The following is a 20,370-nucleotide window of genomic DNA, read 5'->3' as shown; positions in this document are numbered from 1 at the left end:
GCCTCCGGTTGAAACCCTAAACCTCAAGTGGAAGCTTAAAGTTATGCTGGGTATGCATTTCTTGATCTGACGTTAGGTCGGCCCGGGCGCAGGTGCTCCCACAAGCGCGGGCGTGTCGGAACAAAGCTCCGGAATGGGCGTCGGATCACGGGGGATCGCCCCTCGACGACCGATGCTGCGGCGCGAAGGTCAGCTGTAGACGGGGCTCGACGGTGACGACACGTCGTAGTGCGCGGCGCCGGGTGCGACGGCGAGCAGCCGCGCCAGCACCGTGGCCTTCAGCACGGAACCGTCGGCACTCCCCCACACGACCGCCGGACCGCCGGCGAGCTGCAGGGTGACGTCGTCGCGGGTCGTGGCCTTCACGCTGTCCAGACTCGACCGCAGATCGGCGGGAAGTGCTCGCACCACCTCGCCGGCCGCCGCGAGGGCCGTCGGCGTCGGGGCGTCGAGGAGCGGATACCCGGCGGGGCGCTCGGGCGACGACGAGATCAGCACGCCGGCGGAGTCGACCAGGTCGAATCCGGCATCCGTCGCCCGGGCCCCGATCGGATCGCGCTCGACGATGCGGATGACGAGGGTGTCCGGCGGGTGGCTCTCGGTCGAGTAGCTCTGGATGAGGCTCATGCCGGCCAGCTTCTCGCGCACGGCACCGAGATCGATGAGCGGCAGCGGGGTGCCGAGCTGGTCGCTCAGGGCGGCGACGATCTGGGTGGGAGCGACGCGTTGGGCGCCCTCCACCGTCACGATGCGCAGCGCCATCATCGGGGAGAACGCTGTGCCCGCGACGACGAGGACCATCGCCAGGAGGGCTCCGCCGCTGATCAACCAGGTACGCCGACGACGGCGGGACGCCACGGTGAAGCGGCGCACCTCGGCTCGTTCGTAGCGCTTGCGGTCGCGCTTCGCTGCACGGATGGCGGCGGCCGCGGCCCAGGCGGAGCGGGCCTGCTGGGATGGAGGTCCGTCGGGAGTCCCGGATGCGACACCGGCTTCGGAAGCGGGCCCGGGGGTCGACGACGCCTGGTCGGGCCGCGTGTTCGACCCGCCGCGCTTCTTCTTGTTCTTCCGCGCCGCGCGGCGCTCCGCCTCCGCGGCTTCTGCCGCTGCAGCCGCCTCGGCCGCAGCCCTGTCGAAGAGGATCACCGGCGCGACGGGATCCGGCGTGGACGAGGGAGTTGCAGCTTCGGAGCTCGTGGCGGATGCTGCGGCTCCACCGGGCTTCCGCGTGTCTCGGTCCGGCTGCGCCGGTCGTTTTCCGGCCGGAGGCGGTTCGAATCCCTGCGGCCGCTTCATCGGGCGGGCCGCCTCATCCGCGCTGGGCCTCGAGCGAACCCAGGAGTTGAGGCACGATGCGGTACACGTCGCCGCAGCCGAGGGTGATCACGAAGTCGCCCTCGCGCGCTATCGCGGCCGTGTGATCGGCCGCTGCCTGCCAGTCGGGCACGAACGCCACGTGCGACGCATCCGCGAATCGCTCGCTGACGAGTGCTCCTGTCACGCCGGGCTCCGGGTCCTCCCGTGCGCCGTAGACGTCGAGGACGACGGTCTCGTCGGCGTACTGCTCGAGCACGTCGGCGAACTCCTGCGCGAACAGCCTGGTGCGGCTGTAGAGGTGCGGCTGGTGAACGGCGATGATGCGGCCGTCGCCGACGACGGTACGAGCGGCCGAGAGGGCGGCAGCCACCTCTGTGGGGTGGTGCGCGTAGTCGTCGTACACGCTCACACCCCGCACGGTGCCGTGCAGCTGGAAGCGGCGCTCAGTGCCCCCGAACTCGGAGATGGCGGCCAGCGAGGCCGCTGGGTCGAGTCCGACGCTCACCAGGACGGCGAAGGCGCCTGCGGCGTTGATGGCGTTGTGCACGCCGGGGATGCGCAGCCGGGCACTGTACTGCTCGCCCTTCCACGACAGGGAGAACGCCACCGGGCCGTCGGTGGTCACGTCGAAGACGCGCACGTCGGCATCGGCGGCCTGTCCGAAGGTGACGACGTTGCGTCCGCCCAGGGCGGCGGTGACGCGCACGGCACCGGGGTCGTCGGAGGAGATCACGACGGTCTCGGTGGCCTCGGAGGCGAAGGTGACGAATGCCTGCTGGAACGCCTCGAGGGATCCGTAGTGGTCGAGGTGATCCGGATCGACGTTGGTGATGAGGGCGACCGCGGTGTCGTAGAGCAGGAAGGATCCATCAGACTCGTCGGCCTCGACGACGAAGAGCTCCCCCTCGCCACGTGCGGAGCTGACGCCGAGGGTGTCGATGACACCGCCGTTGACGAAGCTCGGGTCCTCCCCCAGGCCGAGCAGGCCCGTGACGATCATCCCCGTCGAGGTGGTCTTGCCGTGCGCACCAGCGACGGCGATGAGCCGCTGGCCCGACACCAGCCAGGCGAGAGCCTGCGAGCGGTGCAGCACGGGGAGTCCGCGTTCGAGCGCGAGCTGGTACTCCGGGTTGTCCTGCCAGAGCGCGCCGGTGACGACGACGGAGTCGGCATCGCCCAGGTTCGCGGCATCGTGGCCGACGTGAACGGTCGCTCCCAGGTCGCGGAGGGCCTGCATGTTGGCCGAGTCCCGCACGTCCGAGCCCGTGACGGTGTGGCCGGCGCCGAGGAACAGGCGGGCGATCCCGCTCATCCCGGAGCCGCCGATGCCGACGAAGTGCACGGTTCCGAGATCGTCGGGGATCGTGATGCCGAGGTCGGGTTTGATCGTCACTGCGTGGTGCTCTTCTCGTGTCTGTGGATCAGGGGCGCTGCCGACAACGTTACGCGCCCGTGCCGGATTTCCCCGGATCGCCCCGCAGCGCCTCGGCGACCAGGGCGGCGAACCGCCGCGACCCGTCGAGCACGCCGACGGAGGCAGCGGCATCCGCCATCGCCTCCCTCCCCGGCTCGTCCTCGAGGATCGGAAGCAGCTCGCCGGCGACCCAGGAGGGCAGGAATGCGGCATCGTCGACGAGGATGCCGCCGCCGGCCTCGACCACGCCCGCCGCATTGAAGCGCTGCTCGCCGTTGCCGACGGGGTAGGGAACGTAGACCGCCGGGATGCCGAGCGCCGACAGTTCGCTCACCGTCGCGGCGCCGGCCCTGGACACGGCGAAGTCGGCGACGGCGAGCGCCAGGTCCATGCGGTCGCAGTACGGCAGGATCGTGTAGCCGTCGATTCCGGGGTCTGTGATCTCCGCAGCGTCGCCGGTGATGTGCAGCACCTGCCATCCGGCCGCCACGATGGAGGCTGCGGACGCCACGATGGTGCCGTTGATGCGTCGGGCGCCGAGCGACCCGCCCGTGACGAGCAGGGTCGGGAGGTCGGCGTCGAGGCCGAAGTAGGCGACGCCGACGGGGCGGGCGGCCTCGCGGTCGAGCTGCTCGATCTCCGGCCGCAGCGGCATTCCGACGAACCTGGCGTTGGGGAGCCGCGTTCCCGCGAACGCGACGCCGACCTGCTTGGTGTAGCGGGCGCCCAGCCTGTTGGCCAGCCCGGGCTTCGCGTTGGCCTCGTGGATGGCGATGCCGATGCCCACCCGGCGCGCGGCGAGATAGGCGGGGGTCGAGACATAGCCGCCGAAGCCGACGACGACATCGATGGAGCGCTCACGGATGATCGCCTCGACGTCGTCGATGGTGGCTCGGAAGCGGCGCGGGAAGGTGACGGCCTGCGCGTTCGGGCGTCGCGGGAACGGCACCTTGGGGATCGTCACGAGCTCGTAGCCGCGCGCGGGCACGAGACGCGCCTCGAGGCCGACGGCAGTGCCGAGCACGATGATCTCACTCGAGGGTTCTGCGGCGCGGATGGTGTCGGCCACGGCGAGCAGAGGGTTCACATGGCCGGCCGTGCCTCCGCCGGCGAGGAGGTATCGCTTCACTGCGGCCGCCGAGCCGGGGCGACGAGTGGCTTGTAGCCGGCACGGGCGAAGGAGAGCACGATGCCGATGGCGAACAGGGTCGTGAGCAGAGCCGTGCCTCCGGCCGAGATGAGCGGGAGCGGGACGCCGAGCACCGGGATGACCCCGAGGACGACGCCGATGTTGATGCACGCCTGACCGATGACCCAGACCATCACCGATCCCGTGGCGACGCGGGCGAACAGGTCGGGCACCTGCCGCATGATGCGGAGGAAGGTGATGGCGAGCAGCACGAACAGGGCGAGCACGACGATGGCGCCGATGAGACCGAGTTCCTCGCCGATGACGGCGAAGATGAAGTCGTTGTCAGCGGCGGGCAGCCACGACCACTTCGCCTTGGAGTTGCCGAGGCCGACGCCGAAGATCCCGCCGTTCGCGAGAGCGTAGTCGCCGTTGTTGGTCTGCCAGCACGACCCCTGTTCGTTGCCGACGCAGGACTCGTTGAAGAAGGCCGCGATGCGCTTCATGCGGTTCTCGCTCGAGATCGCCACGAACACCGCCAGCACGACGCCCAGTGCGAGCGGGAACGCAATGTGCCGCAGCTTCACCCCGGCGAAGAACAGTGCTCCGAAGAGGATCGATCCCATCACTATCACCGTGCCGAGGTCGCCGCCGAGAAGCACGAGCCCGGTCGCACCTCCGCCGACGAGGAACACGGGAACGAGGGTCTGCTTCCAATCGTCGAGCCTGTCGCGCTTCATCCAGAGGATGTTGCCCAGCCAGATGACCAGGGCGACCTTGATGATCTCCGACGGTTGGAACTGGAATCCGCCGATTCCGAGCCAGTTCTTGTTGCCGCCGACCTCGATGCCGAGCGGGGTCGCGACGACGATGAGCTGGAGGACGGAGCCGAGGATGAGGGCCGGCCACGCGACGCGCCGCCAGAACATGGCCGGCATCCGACTAGCAACGAGCATCAGCGGGATGCCGAGAGTGGCGAACAGCAGCTGCTTCCACGCGCCCCCGAACGGCGTCTCGTTCGCGAGGTACGAGCCGACGGACGACGAGGAGAGCACCATCACGATGCCGAAGGCGACCAGGAAGAGCGTCGTGCCGAGAAGCAGGAAGTAGGTGGATCCCTCGGCCTGGAAGACACGGCCCAGCGAGATGCGGGCAGACGAGACCGCGGCCTCGACTGGGGCGAGCCTAGGCTTCGGGTCGGTCCGAGGCGGACTGGTCATCCGCCTCACCTCCCAAGAACTCTCGTACGGCCTGTGCGAACAGATGCCCGCGCTCCGCGTAGTCGGCGAACTGGTCCATCGAGGCTGCAGCCGGTGCGAGGAGCACGGTGTCTCCAGCGTCGGCCACCTCGGCAGCCAGTCGGACTGCGCGGGGCATCACCTCTCCAGTGTCATCGACCACGACCTCCACGACAGGCAGGGTGGGGGCGTGTCGTGCGAATGCCGCGACGAGCTCGCTGCGATCGGCGCCGATGACGACGGCGCCGCGGAGACGTGACACGTGGCTGCGCACCAGGTCGTCGATGTCGACGCCCTTGAGCAACCCGCCCGCGATCCAGACGACCGACGGGTAGGCGGTCAGCGACGCTGCAGCGGCGTGCGGGTTCGTCGCCTTGGAATCGTCGACCCAACGGATGCCGTCCGCCACGGCCACGGTCGCGATGCGGTGGGCGTCGAGCCTGAAGTCGGCGAGGGCGTCGTGGATGACCTCGGCCGGCACTCCGTAGGCGCGCGCGAGGGCGCTCGCGGCGAGGATGTTGGCCACGACGTGGGGGGCATCGAGGCCGGCCGCGACGAGTTCGGGAACAGTGGTGAGCTCGATGGCGCTGTTGCGGCGGTCGTCGAGGAAGGCGCGATCGCAGAGGATGCCCTCGACGACCCCGAAGTCGCTCGGACCGGGGATGCCGAGGTCGAACCCGATGGCACGAGCACCGTCGGAGACCTCGGCCTCCTCCACCATGCGCTGCGTCGCCTCGTCTGCCTTGTTGTAGACGCAGGCGACCCTGGTGTTGGCGTAGACCGTCGCCTTCGCATCGCGGTAGGCCTCGAAGGAGCCGTGCCAGTCGATGTGATCGTCGGCGATGTTGAGGCAGACGGCCGAGTGCGGCACCAGGGCGCCGGGGCCACTGCGACGCAGGTGGTGCAGCTGATAGCTGGAGAGCTCGACCACGAGCACATCCCAGCCCTGCGGATCGCGGATGGCGTCGAGCACGGGGATGCCGATGTTGCCGCACGGTGCGACGCGCTTGCCGGCCGCGTGGATCATCGTGGCCGCGAGCTGGACCGTCGTGGTCTTCCCGTTGGTGCCGGTGACCAGGATCCACTCGGCCGGCTCGCCGACCTTGTCGCGCAGGCGCCAGGCCAGTTCGATGTCTCCCCAGACCGGAATCCCCTGCGCCTCGGCCCAGAGCAGGACGGCGTGGTCGGGGTGGAAGCCCGGGGAGGCGATGATGACGTCGGGAGCGTGCTCGACGAGGGCGGCGGGAGGAGTGCTGAGGTCGGTGACGACCAGACTGGCCCCGATCACCTCGATGAGGCCCGCACGCTGATCGTCGGCCGCGGAGGCCACGACGAGGACGTCGGATCCGAGTTCGGCCAATGTGTCCGCGACGGCGAAGCCCGTCTTGCCCAGACCGAGGACGCCGACGCGCAGGCCCGACCAGTCGGCGTGCCAGCTCGTGAGGGAGTCGAGACGGCTCGCGGCGTCGGTTCCCGTCACTGCGAAAGCCATTCGAGGTAGAACGAACCGACTCCGGCCGCCACGAGCAGTCCCGCGACGATCCAGAACCTCACGACGACAGTGACCTCGGCCCAGCCCTTGAGCTCGAAGTGGTGGTGGATCGGACTCATCAGGAAGATGCGCTTGCCGTGCGTGACCTTGAAGTACGCACGCTGCACGATGACCGAGCCGGTCTCGATGACGAAGAGGCCGCCGATCACGATGACGAGGAGCTCGGTGCGGCTGAGCACGGCGAGGGCAGCCAGCGCACCGCCGAGGGCGAGAGATCCGGTGTCGCCGAGGAAGATCTGGGCGGGTGACGTGTTCCACCAGAGGAAGCCGACCAGCGCACCGGCTATGGCCGTCGCCACGATGGCGAGGTCGAACGGGTCGCGCACCTCGTAGCACTTGTACACGTTGTCGGGGTCGATGCCCGCGGCCCCGCACAGCTGCTGGGCCTGCCAGAAGCCGATGATGACATAGGAGCCGATGGCGACGATCGACGCACCTGTGGCGAGCCCGTCGAGGCCATCGGTGACGTTGACGCCGTTCGAGGTGGACACCGTGATCACGCAGATCCAGAGGATGAACAGGCCGATGCCCACGATGGTGCCGAGCCGCATGAAGTCGAGCGCGGGGATGTCGCGGATGAGGGAGATGCTCGTCGACGCTGGAGTGAGGCCCTGCTTGTTCGGGAACTGCAGCGCGAGCACCGCGAAGCTCCCGGCGATCACCAACTGACCGACCACCTTCGCCCAGCCGCCGAGGCCGAGGCTCTGCTGCTTGTGCGTCTTCAGGAAGTCGTCGATGAATCCGACGATCCCGAGGCCGACCATCATGAACAGCACGAGCAGCCCGGATGCCGTCGGATCCTGGCCATCGCTCAGGAGGCCGCCGAAGTAGCCGAAGAGAACGCCGGCGATGACGACCAAGCCGCCCATCGTTGCGGTTCCGCGCTTGGAGTGGTGGCTCTTGGGGCCGTCGTCGCGGATGAACTGTCCCCACTCGAGCTTGTGGAACAGCTTGATGAAGAGAGGGGTGAGGAACAGCGTGAAAGCGAGGGACAGGACGCCGGCGGTCAGGAGAGCTTTCACGAGAACGATTCTCCCAGTCGATCACCCAGGAAGCGCAGACCCGCCGAGTTCGACGATTTCACCAGCACGAGATCGCCGGGACGGATGCTGTCCCGCAGCAGCTCGAAGGCGGCATCGGTCGTCTCGACATACGTCGATTCGCCGTCCCAGGAGCCTTCGTTGATGGTGCTGATGTGCATGCGGCGGGCGGCGGGGCCGACCACGACGAGCTGCGAGACGTTCAGACGCACCGCGAGCAGGCCGATGCGATCGTGCTCCTCGCCGGAGTACTCGCCGAGCTCGCTCATCTCGCCGAGCACGGCGATGGTGCGCTGGCCGGGTTCGGCGATCTGCGCGAGGGTCTTGATGGCTGCGGACATGGAGTCGGGGCTGGCGTTGTAGGCGTCGTTGATGATCGTGACACCGTCGCGGCCGCCCATGACCTCCATCCGCCAGCGCTCCGCGATCTCGACGGATTCCAGTGCCTCGACGATGTCGTCGATGCCGACGCCCCACTCCTCGGCGACGGCCGCGGCCGCGAGGGCGTTCATGACATGGTGCTCGCCGAGCACACGGAAGTGCACGGGCCGTGAGTCGCCGGAGGCGAGGTGCAGGGTGAAGGTCGTGCCACGTGCGCTCACGGCGACGTCGTCGGCCCGCACCGATGCGGCGGGACCGAGCCCGAACCAGACCACGCGTGCCTCGGTCGCATCGGCCATGGCCGCGACGCGGGGGTCGTCGGCGTTCAGCACGGCCACACCGGTCTGCGGCAGGTCGCTCACCATCTCGGTCTTCGCCCGCTGGGTGGCCTCGATTCCGCCGAAGCCGCCGGCGTGGGCGAGTCCGACCTTGAGGACGACGCCGATGTCGGGCATGGCCATCCGCACGAGGCGGGTGATCTCCCCGATGGCGCTGGCGCCCATCTCGGCGACGAGGTAGCGGGTGTCGACCCCGACCTCGAGCATCGTGAGAGGGGCACCCACCTCGTTGTTGAACGAGGCGCGCGCGGCGATGGTGGCACCCTGGCGCTCGAGGATGGCGCGCAGCAGGTTCTTCGTCGTGGTCTTGCCGTTCGATCCGGTGATCCCGACGATCCGGAGCCCTCCCGCCGCACGGACGCGTCGGATCACCTCGGTGGCGAGGGCTCCGAGAGCCTCGACGGTGTCGGCGACGACGATCTGGACGACGGGGAGCTCGAGGGCGTGCTCGACGACCAGGACGACGGCTCCGTTGTCGACGGCCGCCGGGGCGAACAGGTGCCCGTCGGTCTCCTCGCCGCGCTTGGCGAAGAAGATGTCGCCGGGGCCGACCTCACGCGAGTCCGTGTGCGAGGCGCCCGAGATGACTGTGTCTCCCGTCGCATCCGTCGCGCCGGTTCTGAGTTCTCCCCCGACCGCCGCAGCGATCTCGGCGAGGGTCATGTCGATCACAGCCAGCCAGCTTCCTGAAGTGCGAGTCGCGCGTCATCACGCGCCGAATACGGTTCCTTGACGCCGGCGACCTCGTGGTAGTCCTCGTGCCCCGGCCCGGCGTAGAGAACGGCATCACCGTCTCCCGCCAGTGCGAGCGCCGCCCGGAACGCCGCCCGCGGGTCGGCGATCTCGAGGAACTCGCCATCGGGAACGGCATCGCGCGCACCGGCGAGCAAGGCCGCCCTGATGGCTGCCGGATCCTCGAATCGCGGGTGGAAGTCCGTGATGACCACGGCATCGGCTCCGCGGGCCGCGATGGCCCCCATGTCGTGGCGCTTGGTGGTGTCGCGGTCGCCATCGGCGCCGAACACCATGATGACCTTGCCCTCGGTGGTCTTCCGAATGGCCGCGAGGGTGTTGAGGAAGGCGTCGGGGCTGTGGCCGTAGTCGATGTACACGACGGGGCCGTTCTCGCCGGAGATGCGCTCGGCACGGCCGGGGATGTAGGCGAGGATCCCGCCGTCGCGCTCGAGGGCGTGGGAGATGGCGTCGAGGTCGTAGCCCGACTCGACGAGCATGGCGATGGCCAGGGCGGCGTTGGCCGCCATGTACCAGCCGAGCAACGGCACGCTCGTCATGAGGCTGCGCCCGTCGGGGCCCTCGAGGCGGAACTCGGTGTTCTCGGCGGTCTCGCTCGTCACTGTCATGCGCCAGTCGGCGGCGACGGCCGGGTCGGAGGTGATGGTGGTGACCGGGATGCGCGAGGAGTCGGCGATGCGCCGGCCCCAGTCGCTGTCCACCGTGACGACGCCCCGCCGCGAGCGGTCGGGCTGGAACAGCTCGAGCTTGGCCTGGAAGTACTCCTCGAAGTCGGCGTAGTCGTCGAGGTGGTCGTGGCTGAGGTTGGTGAAGCCGGCAACGTCGAAGACGAGGCCGTCGACGCGATGCCGGGTGAGCGCCTGGGCCGACACCTCGATGCCGACGGCGCGCACCTCGGCCTCGCGCATCCGCGCCAGCAGGGCGTGGAGTTCGCTGGCCTCAGGCGTCGTGAGCGAACTCGTCACGGCGACATCGCCGATGCGTCGCTCGGCTGTCGACGTGAGGCCGGCCTCGATCCCCAGCTGGCTGAGGATGGCGAACAGCAGGTACACCACGCTGGTCTTGCCGTTGGTGCCGGTGACGGCGAACAGGGTGGCCGGGTTCTCGTCGGTGCGGTGGATCCAGGCGGCCACGGCGCCGAGGGCGGCGCGCGCGTCGGGCGTCACGAGCACGGGGAGTCCGGATGCCGCAGCTTCAGCGGCGCCGGCCTCATCGGTGAGCACCGCCACGGCCCCGGCCTCGCGGGCGATGCCGGCGAAACGGGCTCCGTGGGCGTTGCGTCCGGGAACCCCGACATAGAGGTCGCCGGGTTGCACCGTCGCCGAGTTGAGGCTCACGCCCGTCAGCTCGATGCCGTCGATGTCACCCCGAGCGTCGAGGTCGAACTCGTCGACGAGGCCCGACAGTGCTCGAGGAACAGGGTGCAACGGCCGGAGCGCCGAGGGGGCCGATCCGGTCACGTGGCTCACTCTCATTTCATCGATACTGGTCTCACCAGGCTGCTGGCAGGTTGGGTGGTGCTGTGCCTGACGGCACGACCCGGTACTTCTTGAGCACCTGGCTCATCACCTGCTTGAAGATCGGGGCCGCGGCTCCCGACGTGTTCATGTTCACAGGGTCAGCCAAGCTTACCGAAACCACGTACTGCGGATCGTCGGCCGGGGCGAAGCCTGACACCGAGACGAGGTAGCCGTGCGAGTATCCGCCGTTCCCGTCGGGCATCTGGGCGGTTCCGGTCTTGGACGCGATGCGGTAGCCGGGGATGTTCCACGTGTTGGCCAGCCAGCCCTGCTGGTAGACCATCTCGAGGATGTCGCTGGTCTGCTTGGCCGCGCTGGCGGAGACCACGCGCTCGCCCTTGCCCTTCGGCACGTCGGTGACGGTCCCGTCCTCCTGGGTGCATCCCTCGACGAGCTGCACGGGCATCCGCACGCCGCCGTTGGCGATGGTCTGGTAGACGCTGGCGATCTGCACGGCTGTCGTGGTCAGGCCCTGGCCGAACATCGTCGCGTACTTGGTCTGCGGGTCCCAGCTGTCGGCCGTTCCGTTCAGGTTGCCCGGGTCCTGCGCCGGGAAGTCGGCCTCGGTCTCGGTGCCCAGTCCGAACTTCTGGTAGTAGTCGTAGCGCTGCTGGTCGGTCATCTTCTCGCCGATCTGCGACATGCCGGTGTTCGACGATTCGATCAGCACGCCGGTGAGCGTGAGGTGCTCGTCACCGTGGAACTCCGAGTCGTTGATATCGGCGCCATTCGGGAAATTGATGCGGTACGGGGCCACGACCTGCGTCAGGGGGTCTGCGACGCCGGCATCGATCGCGGATGCCGCGGTCAGGGCCTTGAAGGTCGATCCGGGTTCGTACGAGGCCGTAAAGGCCCGCGAACCGCGGTCGTCGGCATCCGTCGCGTCGATGTTGTTCGGGTCGACGGACGGATAGTCGGCCACCGCGACGAGCTTGCCCGTCTTGACCTCCTGCACGACGGCGGTGCCCCAGGCGGCTCCGACGGACTGGGCCTGCTGGGCCAGTGCCTGCTGCACGTTCCACTGCAGGTCCGAGTCGATGGTGAGCTTCAGCGTGCCGCCGTTCTTCGCGGCGACGGAGTGCGTGGTGCTGCCAGGAATCTCGACGCCGTCGACGCCGGTCTGATAACTCGTCGAGCCGTCCTTCCCCACGAGGCACTTGTTCGCGGCCGACTCCTCGCCGGCCAGGGCCTCGCCGTCGTCGCCGACGAAGCCGACGAGGTTCCCGGCGACGGCGCCGTCGGGATAGGTGCGACTGGGGTGGCCCTCGCCGTAGACCCAGCGGATGTCGAGGGCCTCGACCTTCTTCCACGTGGCCAGGTCGACCATCTTCTTCACGTAGGCGAAGTCGGACTCCGGATCATCTGCCAGGGACTCGGCGATGATCTTCTGGATGCTCGCGGCCGACATGCCGAGCGCCCGGCCGAGTTCCGCCGACGCCTTGGCCACCGAGACGGTCTCGGCGTCGGCCCCGCTTCCCACCGTGTAGGTCTTCGCGTTCTTGGGCGAGATGTTGATGTCGTAGCGCATCACGGACTGTGCGAGCACCTTGCCCGAGGCGTCGACGATGGAGCCGCGGGCGCCGAGGATGTCCTCCGTCGTCGACCGTGCCGCCAACGAGGCCGCGTTGAGTTCATCGGCTCGCACGATCTGGATGTCGACCAGACGCACCACGAAGACCGAGATCAACGCGAGGAGAGCGACCATCGCGAAGAGGCTGCGCCTCCGACTCGACCGACCGAATTTCACGTGCCGTCCATTCCCCGCGTGCTGAACGCGATCAGTGTGTCACGGGAGTCGGGATGCCGGCGGCTCCGACACCCGCCCCCGCGAGAGTCGCACCTTCCGCGGTTCCGGCCGTGGCGGCGTCGGCCGTCTTCTGGGCCTGGGGGGCAGGCTTGGCCGCAGGCTCGACGGGCGCGGGGTCGGTCACGAGGGGAACGCCGTCGAGCAACGAGTTCGGCACGGCGTTGCCCGCTCCCCCGGCATTCGAGTCTGCAGCCTGCGGCTGGCCGAGAACGACGCCGTCGGAGAGCCTGAGGTAGGCCGGATGCGCGTTGGTCACCATCCCGAGAGCCGCGGCGTTCTCCGCGAGGTACTGCGGCGACTTGACCCTGTCGAGGTCCTCGCCCACGGCCTGGGCGCTCTGCTGCAGCTGCTTGAGCTCGCCCTCGGCGTGCGACGACTCGTAGGCGCCCTGCGAGAGTGCGACGCTCAACAGGAGCTTCGCGATGAAGATGGCGGCGACACCGCTCACCGCGACGATCGCGTAGAACAGGCGGGGACGGGCTCGCCGCTGGTCGCGCGTCGGCGCCACCGTGATCGAGGGGCGGGGGCTCGGCGCCGGATCGGGGGTGCGCTCCGGCAGCGGTGCCGACTGGGCGAGTGAACCCCACACCGGCATCTGGGGCGCTCGGGCGAGCGTCTCGTTCATGCTGCGCTCCTCACGCGTTCTGCCGCACGCAGCCTCACGGGCGTGGCACGGGGGTTGATCGCCTTCTCCTCGTCGGTCGCCATCTCCGCCCCGCGGATGACGAGCTTGAACTCGGCGCGGTGCTCGGGAAGCTCCACCGGGAGACCGGCTGGCGCCGTCGAACTCGACGCCGCTGCGAGGGCGCGTTTGACGATGCGGTCCTCGAGGGACTGGTACGACTCCACCGCGATCCGACCGCCGACGCGCAACGTCGACAGTGCGGCCGGGATGGCCCGCTCCAGCACGGCCAGCTCCTGGTTGACCTCGACGCGCAGTGCCTGGAACACGCGCTTCGCGGGGTGCCCCTGACGCTGCACCGCGACAGGAGTGACCTCCGTGATCACCTTCACGAGCTCGGCGGAGCGGACCAACGGCGCTGCGGCACGGGCCGCCACGATCGCCTTGGCATAGCGGGCCGACAGCTTCTCCTCGCCGTACTCGTGGAAGATGCGGCGCAGCTCGGCCTCGGAATACGTGGCGAGCACGACCTCGGCCGTCAGCTCGCTCGTGGCATCCATGCGCATGTCGAGCGGAGCGTCCTTGGAATAGGAGAAGCCGCGCTCGACACGGTCGAGCTGCAGGGACGAGACCCCGAGGTCGAAGAGGATGCCGTCGACCTCGCGGATGCCGAGGCCGTCGATGGCGTCGACGAAGCCGTCGTAGACGGTGTGCACGAGCTTGACCCTGTCGCCGAACGGCGCGAGACGCTCGCGGGCGATGCCGAGGGCGTCGAGGTCGCGATCGAGCCCGACGAGGGTCAGTTCGGGGAAGCGCTGCAGGAACGCCTCGGCGTGGCCTGCCATGCCGAGAGTGCCGTCGACGAGGACGGCGCCCGGAGCGCCGATCGCCGGGGCGAGCAGCTCGACGCACCGCTCGAGCATGACGGGTGTGTGGATGCGATTGATCTCCATGAGAACCGGGAGGGCTCCTGTCCCCTGATCCCCATCCGGAGTCTGACACCGGGGAAGTGTGTCAGCGTGGCCGGCTGGGAGTCGGGGAACAGGAACTAGAAGAGTCCCGGAATCACCTCCTCGGTCGTGTTCGCGAAGGTGGCTTCCTGCTCGGCGAGGTAGGTCTCCCAGGCTTCGGTGTCCCAGATCTCGACGCGGCTGCCGGCGCCGATGACGGTCAGGTCGCGTTCGAGGCCGGCGTAGGCGCGCAGGTTCGCGGGGATGGTCACGCGGTTCTGCTTGTCCGGCGTCTCGGCGCTCGCGCCGGAGAGGAACACGCGGAGGTAGTCGCGGGCGGTCTTGCTGGTGACGGGTGCCTGACGGATCTTGTCGTGCAGGTCCTCGAACTCGCGTGCGGAGAAGACGTAGATGCAGTGCTCCTGGCCACGCGTCACGACGACGCCGGTGGAGAGCTCGTCGCGGAACTTGGCGGGAAGGATGACGCGTCCCTTCTCGTCCAGCTTCGGTGCATAGGTCCCGAGGAACACGGTCTTCACCCCCACTCATCCGGCCACGGTTGCGGTGTTGCTCCACTTTACTCCACTACACACCACAAGTGTTCGACATTCCTCTATTCAGCCCCGAATCGGGGTGTTTCTGCCCCGAAATACAAGGGAAGAACGGGGTGGAGGGAAATGGAGCGACAGGAACGCACCCAGGCGCATCCGGGCACGAAAAAAGGGCCGATCCGTGAGGATCGGCCCTGAGGGTGGAGAAGTGTGGAGTTGGGGGGGGGGCTCTCGCCTAGTCCTGACCGTCCTGGCGGTGGTCCCACCGGTCGTTCAAGCGGTCCATGAAGCCGCGGTCGGCGGATGCCGCCTTCTTCGGCTTCGAGGACGTCGGCAGCTCCTCGGGAGCCGCGGCGCGCTTGCTCGGGGTGATGGCGACGAGCACTCCGATAAACATCAGGATGAACCCGCCGATGCCCACGATCAGCAGGTCGACGGCCACACCGGCGATCAGCGCGGCGAGGCCCGCGACCGCGAGGAGTACACCGAGCACTATCGCCCTGTAGTTGGGTCGACCTCGAGGCGCACCCACGGTCGCCACGAAATCGGCATCGTTGTGATAGAGACTGCGCTCCATCTCATCGAGGAGTCTCTGCTCTTGCTCTGAAAGCGGCATCTCATTCCCTTCGCACTCGGGATCAGTCGAGATACGTTCAAAGTGTAGCCTCGCGAGTGAAAGCTAGGCTAGACGCGTGGCAGAAAGCACTCGACTGGCCGATCTCGTACAGACGCGCATCGATGAGTTCGTATCGGATCGTTCCTCAATTCTCTCCTCCATCAGTGAGGAACTCACACCGCTCGTCGAGATCTCTCGGCGCTTTCTCAGCGGTGGGAAGAGATTCCGGGCCCTGTTCGCCTACTGGGGATGGCAATCGGTGTCGGGTGAGCCGGACGGATTCGACCCGTTCTCGGACGAGAGCGACGCCCCCGACCTGTCCGCCGTCGTCGCCGTGGCGGCCGCGCTCGAGATCTTCCACGCCGCAGCGCTCGTCCACGATGACATCATCGACAACTCGGACACCCGTCGCGGCGCCCCCTCGGCGCATCGCAGCTTCGAGACACTGCACCGGGAGTCCGGGTGGGCCGGCGACGGCGCCGAGTTCGGCCGCGCCGCAGCGATCCTGCACGGCGACCTGCTGCTCGGGTGGAGCGACGAGCTGCTCGACGAGGCCCTCGACCTGCTCCCCGACCGGGAGTCAGCGCGTCGTACCAGGCTCGAGTTCAATCGGATGCGCACCGAAGTGACGGGCGGCCAGTACCTCGACATCCTCGAGGAACGTGCGTGGCCGACTCGCTCGGAGGATGAGATGCGCTCTCGCGCCGAGGTCGTCATCACGTTCAAGTCGGCCAAGTACAGCGTGCTCGCTCCCCTCGTGATCGGTGCGGCCCTCGGCGGCGGAACCGATGAGCAGCTGGCAGCCCTGCGCACCTTCGGGCTCCCGCTCGGCATCGCCTACCAGCTGCGGGACGACCTGCTCGGTGTCTTCGGCGATGAGCAGGTCACCGGCAAGCCCAGCGGCGACGACCTGCGGGAGGGCAAGCGCACCATGCTCATCGCGATGGCACGCGAGCGCATCGGCCCCGGTCCGCGCCGCCTGCTCGACGAGTTGCTCGGCGACCCGGAGCTCGACGTCGACCAGATCCGCCTGCTGCAGTCCACGATCACGGCCAGCGGAGCCGTCGACGAGATGGAGGCTCTCATCGCCCGCCAGGTCGTGAGGGCCACGACGGTGATGACGGATGCACCGCTCACGCGGCGATCACGGCGCGAGCTCGCGCTGCTGGCCGAGACCGTCACGCGTCGCGCATCCTGAGACTCAACGAGCGGCCGTGACCGCGCGCGTCAGGCGCGGGGTCAGGCGAGGGCCTGGGCGACCCGTCGCACCTCGGTCTTGCGGCCTGACCGCAACGCCTCGATCGGAGCCGCGTCGAGGCTGTCGTCGCGCTCCAGCAACCAGGCCACGGCCTCCTCGTCGCTGAATCCGGCGTCGGAGAGGACGAAGATCGTGCCGCGCAGCTCGTGCAACGGCTCCGCACCCTCGAGGAAGGCGGCGGGAACCTGGAGCACGCCGTCGCGACGCACCGCGAGCAGGTGGCGGTCCTCGATGAGGCGACGCACACGGCTCTGCCCGATGCCGAGCACCTCCACGAGGTCGGGAACTGTCAGCCAGGGGCGATCGGAGATGTCATCGGTCACGGTTCAAGAGTGCCATGTCGGACGTGATGCATCCAACCGTCGCGCCCCCGGATGACGTCAGCTGTCAGCACGCGCCATTTCACTTGAGTAACATTGACACCTCCTGCCCCACTAGTTGACTCATGCTCACTTTCATGTCAGCCTTGTCGACACCGTGACACGACGGAGGATCATCCATGTCTCTCGCTCCAGTCGCGATCGCCAGCGCGATCGCCATGACCCTCGGCGGAACCGCTCCTGTGGCCGCGACACCCGCGAAACGACTGATGCAGCCGTCGACGGATCGGGCCGCCCAGGCCCCTTCGGCAGCGAAGCCCGCAGCGGTTCGCGCCTCTCAGAAGGCGCCCTCGACCTACACTGTCGCCTCGGGTGACACCGTGAGCGGCCTGGCCGAACGCTTCGGCCTGAAGACCCGCACCATCCTCTCCCTGAACGGCCTCGACTGGTCGAGCCTGATCTTCCCCGGCCAGGTGCTCGTGCTCAGGACGGCAGCACCGAAGCCGGCGGCCCCCGCTCCGGCTCCCCAGGCTCCGGCGCCCGGGGCCGTCCGGACTCACACCGTCGTGGCGGGCGACACCGTCAGCGGAATCGCCGCAGCGGCCGGCCTGCGCACCCAGCAGGTCCTCGACGCGAACGGCCTGACCTGGTCGAGCATGATCTTCCCCGGACAGAAGCTCAGGCTGTCGGGAGCTGCGGCGACGACGGCGGCCGCTGCGCCGGCTGCGCCTGCCGCGCCCGCCGTGACTCCCGTGGCGCAGGCCGCACCGCTGAAGGTGCACACCGTCCTCGCCGGCGACACCATCAGCGACATCGCGGCATCCGTCGGGCAGAGCATCCAGGCGATCCTCGATGCCAACAAGCTCGACTGGTCGAGCTACATCGTTCCCGGGCAGAAGATCATCATTCCGTCGCCGCCGTCGCCCGAGGCCGCACGCGCGGCCGTCAAGGCCGGGCGCATCGCCGAGCTCTCCGACTCGATGCGCACGAACGCCGCCACCATCGTCGCCGTCGGGCGCCAGCTCGGCGTCAGCGATCAGGGCATCGTCGTGGCCCTCGCTGCGGCGGCGCAGGAGTCCGGCCTCGAGAACGTCGACCACGGCGATCGCGATTCCCTCGGGCTCTTCCAGCAGCGACCGAGCACGGGATGGGGAACCAAGGCGCAGGTGCGCGACCCGCTGCGCGCCACCAAGGCCTTCTACGGCGGGGCCGGCAATCCCAACCACGGGCGCACGCGCGGACTCCTCGACATCGCGGGCTGGGAACGGATGAGCGTCACCCAGGCCGCCCAGGCCGTGCAGATCTCGGCATACCCCGACGCCTATGCCAAGTGGGAGCCGTCGGCTCGCGCCTGGCTCGCGCTGCTCGGCTGAGCGACCTCGAGATCACGATCGACCACCAATGCCCTGCTTCCCGGTGTTTTGACGGGGCGGACGCCCGCTGGTTTCGTACAATCACGAGGTGACCGTCACGCCCACCGACCCGATGCTCGGCCGCCTCATCGACGGCCGCTATCAGGTGCGCTCGCGGATCGCCCGAGGCGGCATGGCGACCGTCTATCTCGCGACGGACCTGCGCCTGGAGCGCCGCGTCGCGATCAAGATCATGCACGGCCACCTTGCCGACGACAACACCTTCAAGAGCCGGTTCGTACAGGAGGCGCGGTCGGCCGCGCGCCTGGCGCATCCGAACGTCGTCAACGTCTTCGACCAGGGCCAGGACTCAGACATGGCGTACCTGGTCATGGAGTACCTGCCCGGCATCACACTGCGTGATCTGCTCAAGGACTACGGCCGCCTGACGCCGGAACAGACCATCGACATCATGTCGGCTGTACTGTCGGGGCTCGCCGCCGCGCACAAGGCCGGCATCGTGCACCGCGACATGAAGCCCGAGAACGTGCTGCTGGCCGACGACGGCCGCATCAAGCTCGGCGACTTCGGCCTCGCCCGCGCCGCGAGCGCCAACACCGCCACTGGGCAGGCCCTCCTCGGAACCATCGCGTACCTCTCCCCCGAGCTCGTCACGCGCGGCGTCGCCGATGCCCGGAGCGACATCTACGCGCTCGGCATCATGATGTACGAGATGCTCACGGGCGAGCAGCCCTTCGTCGGCGAGGCTCCGATGCAGATCGCCTACCAGCATGCCAACGAACAGGTGCCCCGCCCGAGCTCTCGCGTTCCCACGACTCCGCGCGGCCTCGACGACCTCGTCGTCTGGGCGACGGCTCGCGACCCCGAGAACCGCCCGCGCGACGCCAGGGTGATGCTCGAGCGGCTGCGCGACGTCGAGAAGCTCGTGCGTGACCCCGCTGGAGCGTCGGCGGAGGGCGTTGCGCCGACCGTGGTGCTGCCGAGCGCGCCGCTCACGGCATCCGGTGACGACGAGACCCAGATCCTCACGCACGTCCAAGCGCCGGGCCGACACCGCACTGGCCCTGTCGCCGCCGATGCCAGTGCCGAGCTGGCAGGCGCCACCCGCACGCGGGCACGTCGCGGGTACTGGCTGTTCGCGCTGGTCCTCATCGTGGCCGCACTCGCTGGAGCGACGGGCTGGTACTTCGGCGCCGGCCCCGGCTCCCTCGCGCGAGTCCCCGACGTCGCGGGCAAGTCCCAGGATGCCGCGACGGCAGCACTCGTCGCCGAGGGCTTCGCCGTGAAGCCGGCCTCCCGCTACGACCTCGCTGTCGCGAAGGACCTCGTCTCGGGCACAGACCCCGACTCGGGCAGCGAGGTGACCAAGGGCGGCACTGTCACCCTCTACGTGTCGCTCGGCGCCGAGATGCTCGAGGTTCCGGCCGTGGCCGGGAAGAGCGAAGCCGACGCCCGCACCGCACTCGCCCGCTTCACCCTCGGCGATTCCATCGAGCAGTTCAGCGGCGAGGTCGACAAGGGCCTCGTGATCGCCGCCCTCGACGGCGACGGTGCCGCGTTGCCGGCCACCTATCCCGACAGCGGTCCCGTGACGCTCGTCGTCTCCGTCGGCAACATCCCCAACGTGGTCGGTATGGGCCGTGAGGATGCCAAGCAGGCCCTCTCCGACGTCAAGCTGAAGCCCAAGGAGGGCGATCTCGTCTACAGCGACACCGTGCCGGAGGGAGACGTCGTCGCCATCTCGGCCGACACCGACCCTGTGCGGGTGGGCGACACGATCACGCTCACCATGTCGAAGGGCGTCGAGCTGTTCGACGTTCCCGACGTGTCGGGCAAGACCATCAACGAGGCCGCCCAGGTGATCCAGGATGCCGGCTTCACCTTCGAGACCGACGTCCCCGAGTTGTTCCGCGACGCCCTCACGGTGAACACCCAATCGCCCTCGGCCGGCGAGAAGGTGCCGGCGGGCACGACCGTCAGCGCCAACTTCGCGGGCTGACGGAGCCGGGCCGAGTTCGACGCCGGCTCGGCCCGAGCGCTTCGGCGCGCTCGCTCCGCTCCCGTGCCCGTGCCTCTGCGGGCGGGGCTGCCATGCCTCTGCGGGCAGGGCGGAGCGGAGCGGAGCGGACTCCCGTGCCTCGGCGGGCGAGGCGGGGCTTCCGTGCCTCTGCGGGCGGAGATGCCGCCCGCA

General features: G+C 68.9%; 17 protein-coding genes. 3 read left to right on the top strand and 14 right to left on the bottom strand.

Translation table 11 applies throughout. From position 1 onward, the window contains the following. Window positions 1-189: 189 nt before the first annotated feature. From ASF30_RS22220 to ASF30_RS07875, 13 genes are all read right to left on the bottom strand, one after another. Window positions 190-1,146, bottom strand: coding sequence for an FtsQ-type POTRA domain-containing protein (locus ASF30_RS22220; RefSeq protein WP_235480301.1), 957 nt, complete (start codon window positions 1,144-1,146; stop codon window positions 190-192). 163 nt (window positions 1,147-1,309) lie between these two features. Next, window positions 1,310-2,710, bottom strand: coding sequence for a UDP-N-acetylmuramate--L-alanine ligase (murC, locus tag ASF30_RS07930; RefSeq protein WP_055904270.1), 1,401 nt, complete (start codon window positions 2,708-2,710; stop codon window positions 1,310-1,312). Window positions 2,711-2,759: 49 nt separating this feature from the next. Further along, the gene (locus ASF30_RS07925) at window positions 2,760-3,860 is read right to left on the bottom strand and encodes a UDP-N-acetylglucosamine--N-acetylmuramyl-(pentapeptide) pyrophosphoryl-undecaprenol N-acetylglucosamine transferase (protein WP_055904267.1); all 1,101 of its coding nucleotides are present in this window, start codon (window positions 3,858-3,860) and stop codon (window positions 2,760-2,762) included. Continuing rightward, window positions 3,857-5,080, bottom strand: coding sequence for a putative lipid II flippase FtsW (ftsW, locus tag ASF30_RS07920; RefSeq protein ID WP_055904265.1), 1,224 nt, complete (start codon window positions 5,078-5,080; stop codon window positions 3,857-3,859). The genes ASF30_RS07925 and ftsW overlap by 4 nt, the downstream gene beginning before the upstream one ends. Further along, window positions 5,046-6,590, bottom strand: a complete 1,545-nt coding sequence (murD, locus tag ASF30_RS07915; protein WP_055904262.1) for a UDP-N-acetylmuramoyl-L-alanine--D-glutamate ligase — start codon at window positions 6,588-6,590, stop codon at window positions 5,046-5,048. The genes ftsW and murD overlap by 35 nt, the downstream gene beginning before the upstream one ends. Next, the gene (gene mraY / locus ASF30_RS07910) at window positions 6,575-7,672 is read right to left on the bottom strand and encodes a phospho-N-acetylmuramoyl-pentapeptide-transferase (RefSeq protein WP_055904258.1); all 1,098 of its coding nucleotides are present in this window, start codon (window positions 7,670-7,672) and stop codon (window positions 6,575-6,577) included. Before mraY ends, murD begins: the two co-directional genes overlap by 16 nt. Further along, window positions 7,669-9,081 (bottom strand): UDP-N-acetylmuramoyl-tripeptide--D-alanyl-D-alanine ligase, encoded by a 1,413-nt coding sequence (locus tag ASF30_RS07905; RefSeq protein WP_055904255.1) that lies wholly within the window; start codon window positions 9,079-9,081, stop codon window positions 7,669-7,671. Before ASF30_RS07905 ends, mraY begins: the two co-directional genes overlap by 4 nt. Beyond that, window positions 9,078-10,637 carry a Mur ligase family protein gene (locus ASF30_RS07900; protein ID WP_200918439.1) on the bottom strand — a complete coding sequence of 520 codons (1,560 nt, stop codon included), beginning with the start codon at window positions 10,635-10,637 and terminating at the stop codon, window positions 9,078-9,080. The genes ASF30_RS07905 and ASF30_RS07900 overlap by 4 nt, the downstream gene beginning before the upstream one ends. Before the next feature lie 16 nt (window positions 10,638-10,653). Further along, entirely contained in the window at window positions 10,654-12,387 is a 1,734-nt protein-coding gene (locus tag ASF30_RS07895) for a peptidoglycan D,D-transpeptidase FtsI family protein (protein WP_055904249.1), read from the bottom strand. Window positions 12,388-12,460: 73 nt separating this feature from the next. Then, window positions 12,461-13,114 (bottom strand): hypothetical protein, encoded by a 654-nt coding sequence (locus ASF30_RS07890; RefSeq protein WP_055904246.1) that lies wholly within the window; start codon window positions 13,112-13,114, stop codon window positions 12,461-12,463. Further along, a complete protein-coding gene (gene rsmH / locus ASF30_RS07885) occupies window positions 13,111-14,064 on the bottom strand; it encodes a 16S rRNA (cytosine(1402)-N(4))-methyltransferase RsmH (protein WP_055904243.1) in 954 nt (317 codons plus the stop codon). Before rsmH ends, ASF30_RS07890 begins: the two co-directional genes overlap by 4 nt. Before the next feature lie 95 nt (window positions 14,065-14,159). Next, window positions 14,160-14,591: a division/cell wall cluster transcriptional repressor MraZ gene (gene mraZ / locus ASF30_RS07880; protein ID WP_055904837.1), complete on the bottom strand. Its 432-nt coding sequence runs from the start codon at window positions 14,589-14,591 to the stop codon at window positions 14,160-14,162. 256 nt (window positions 14,592-14,847) lie between these two features. Further along, complete coding sequence (locus ASF30_RS07875; RefSeq protein WP_055904240.1) at window positions 14,848-15,228, bottom strand: DUF3040 domain-containing protein; 381 nt, start codon at window positions 15,226-15,228, stop codon at window positions 14,848-14,850. Window positions 15,229-15,304: 76 nt separating this feature from the next. On the opposite strand from ASF30_RS07875, the gene ASF30_RS07870 reads away from it, so the two are divergent. Beyond that, a complete protein-coding gene (locus tag ASF30_RS07870) occupies window positions 15,305-16,426 on the top strand; it encodes a polyprenyl synthetase family protein (protein ID WP_055904237.1) in 1,122 nt (373 codons plus the stop codon). Between the two features lie 41 nt (window positions 16,427-16,467). Here the strand turns inward: ASF30_RS07870 and ASF30_RS07865 are convergent, their stop codons facing one another. Continuing rightward, window positions 16,468-16,809, bottom strand: a complete 342-nt coding sequence (locus ASF30_RS07865; protein WP_055904233.1) for an Rv2175c family DNA-binding protein — start codon at window positions 16,807-16,809, stop codon at window positions 16,468-16,470. A gap of 176 nt (window positions 16,810-16,985) precedes the next feature. Between ASF30_RS07865 and ASF30_RS07860 the strand changes: the two genes are divergently transcribed. Together ASF30_RS07860 and pknB are read left to right on the top strand one after the other, a co-directional pair. After that, the gene (locus ASF30_RS07860; RefSeq protein WP_055904230.1) at window positions 16,986-18,179 is read left to right on the top strand and encodes a LysM peptidoglycan-binding domain-containing protein; all 1,194 of its coding nucleotides are present in this window, start codon (window positions 16,986-16,988) and stop codon (window positions 18,177-18,179) included. A gap of 112 nt (window positions 18,180-18,291) precedes the next feature. Continuing rightward, window positions 18,292-20,178, top strand: coding sequence for a Stk1 family PASTA domain-containing Ser/Thr kinase (gene pknB, locus ASF30_RS07855; protein WP_200918449.1), 1,887 nt, complete (start codon window positions 18,292-18,294; stop codon window positions 20,176-20,178). The last annotated feature ends 192 nt before the right edge of the window (window positions 20,179-20,370 follow it).

The sequence above is a fragment of the Leifsonia sp. Leaf264 genome (genome assembly GCF_001422325.1).
Taxonomy (GTDB): domain Bacteria; phylum Actinomycetota; class Actinomycetes; order Actinomycetales; family Microbacteriaceae; genus Orlajensenia.
The sequence above is the reverse complement of the archived record's forward strand: the minus strand, read 5'-3'. Positions and strand labels throughout refer to the sequence as shown.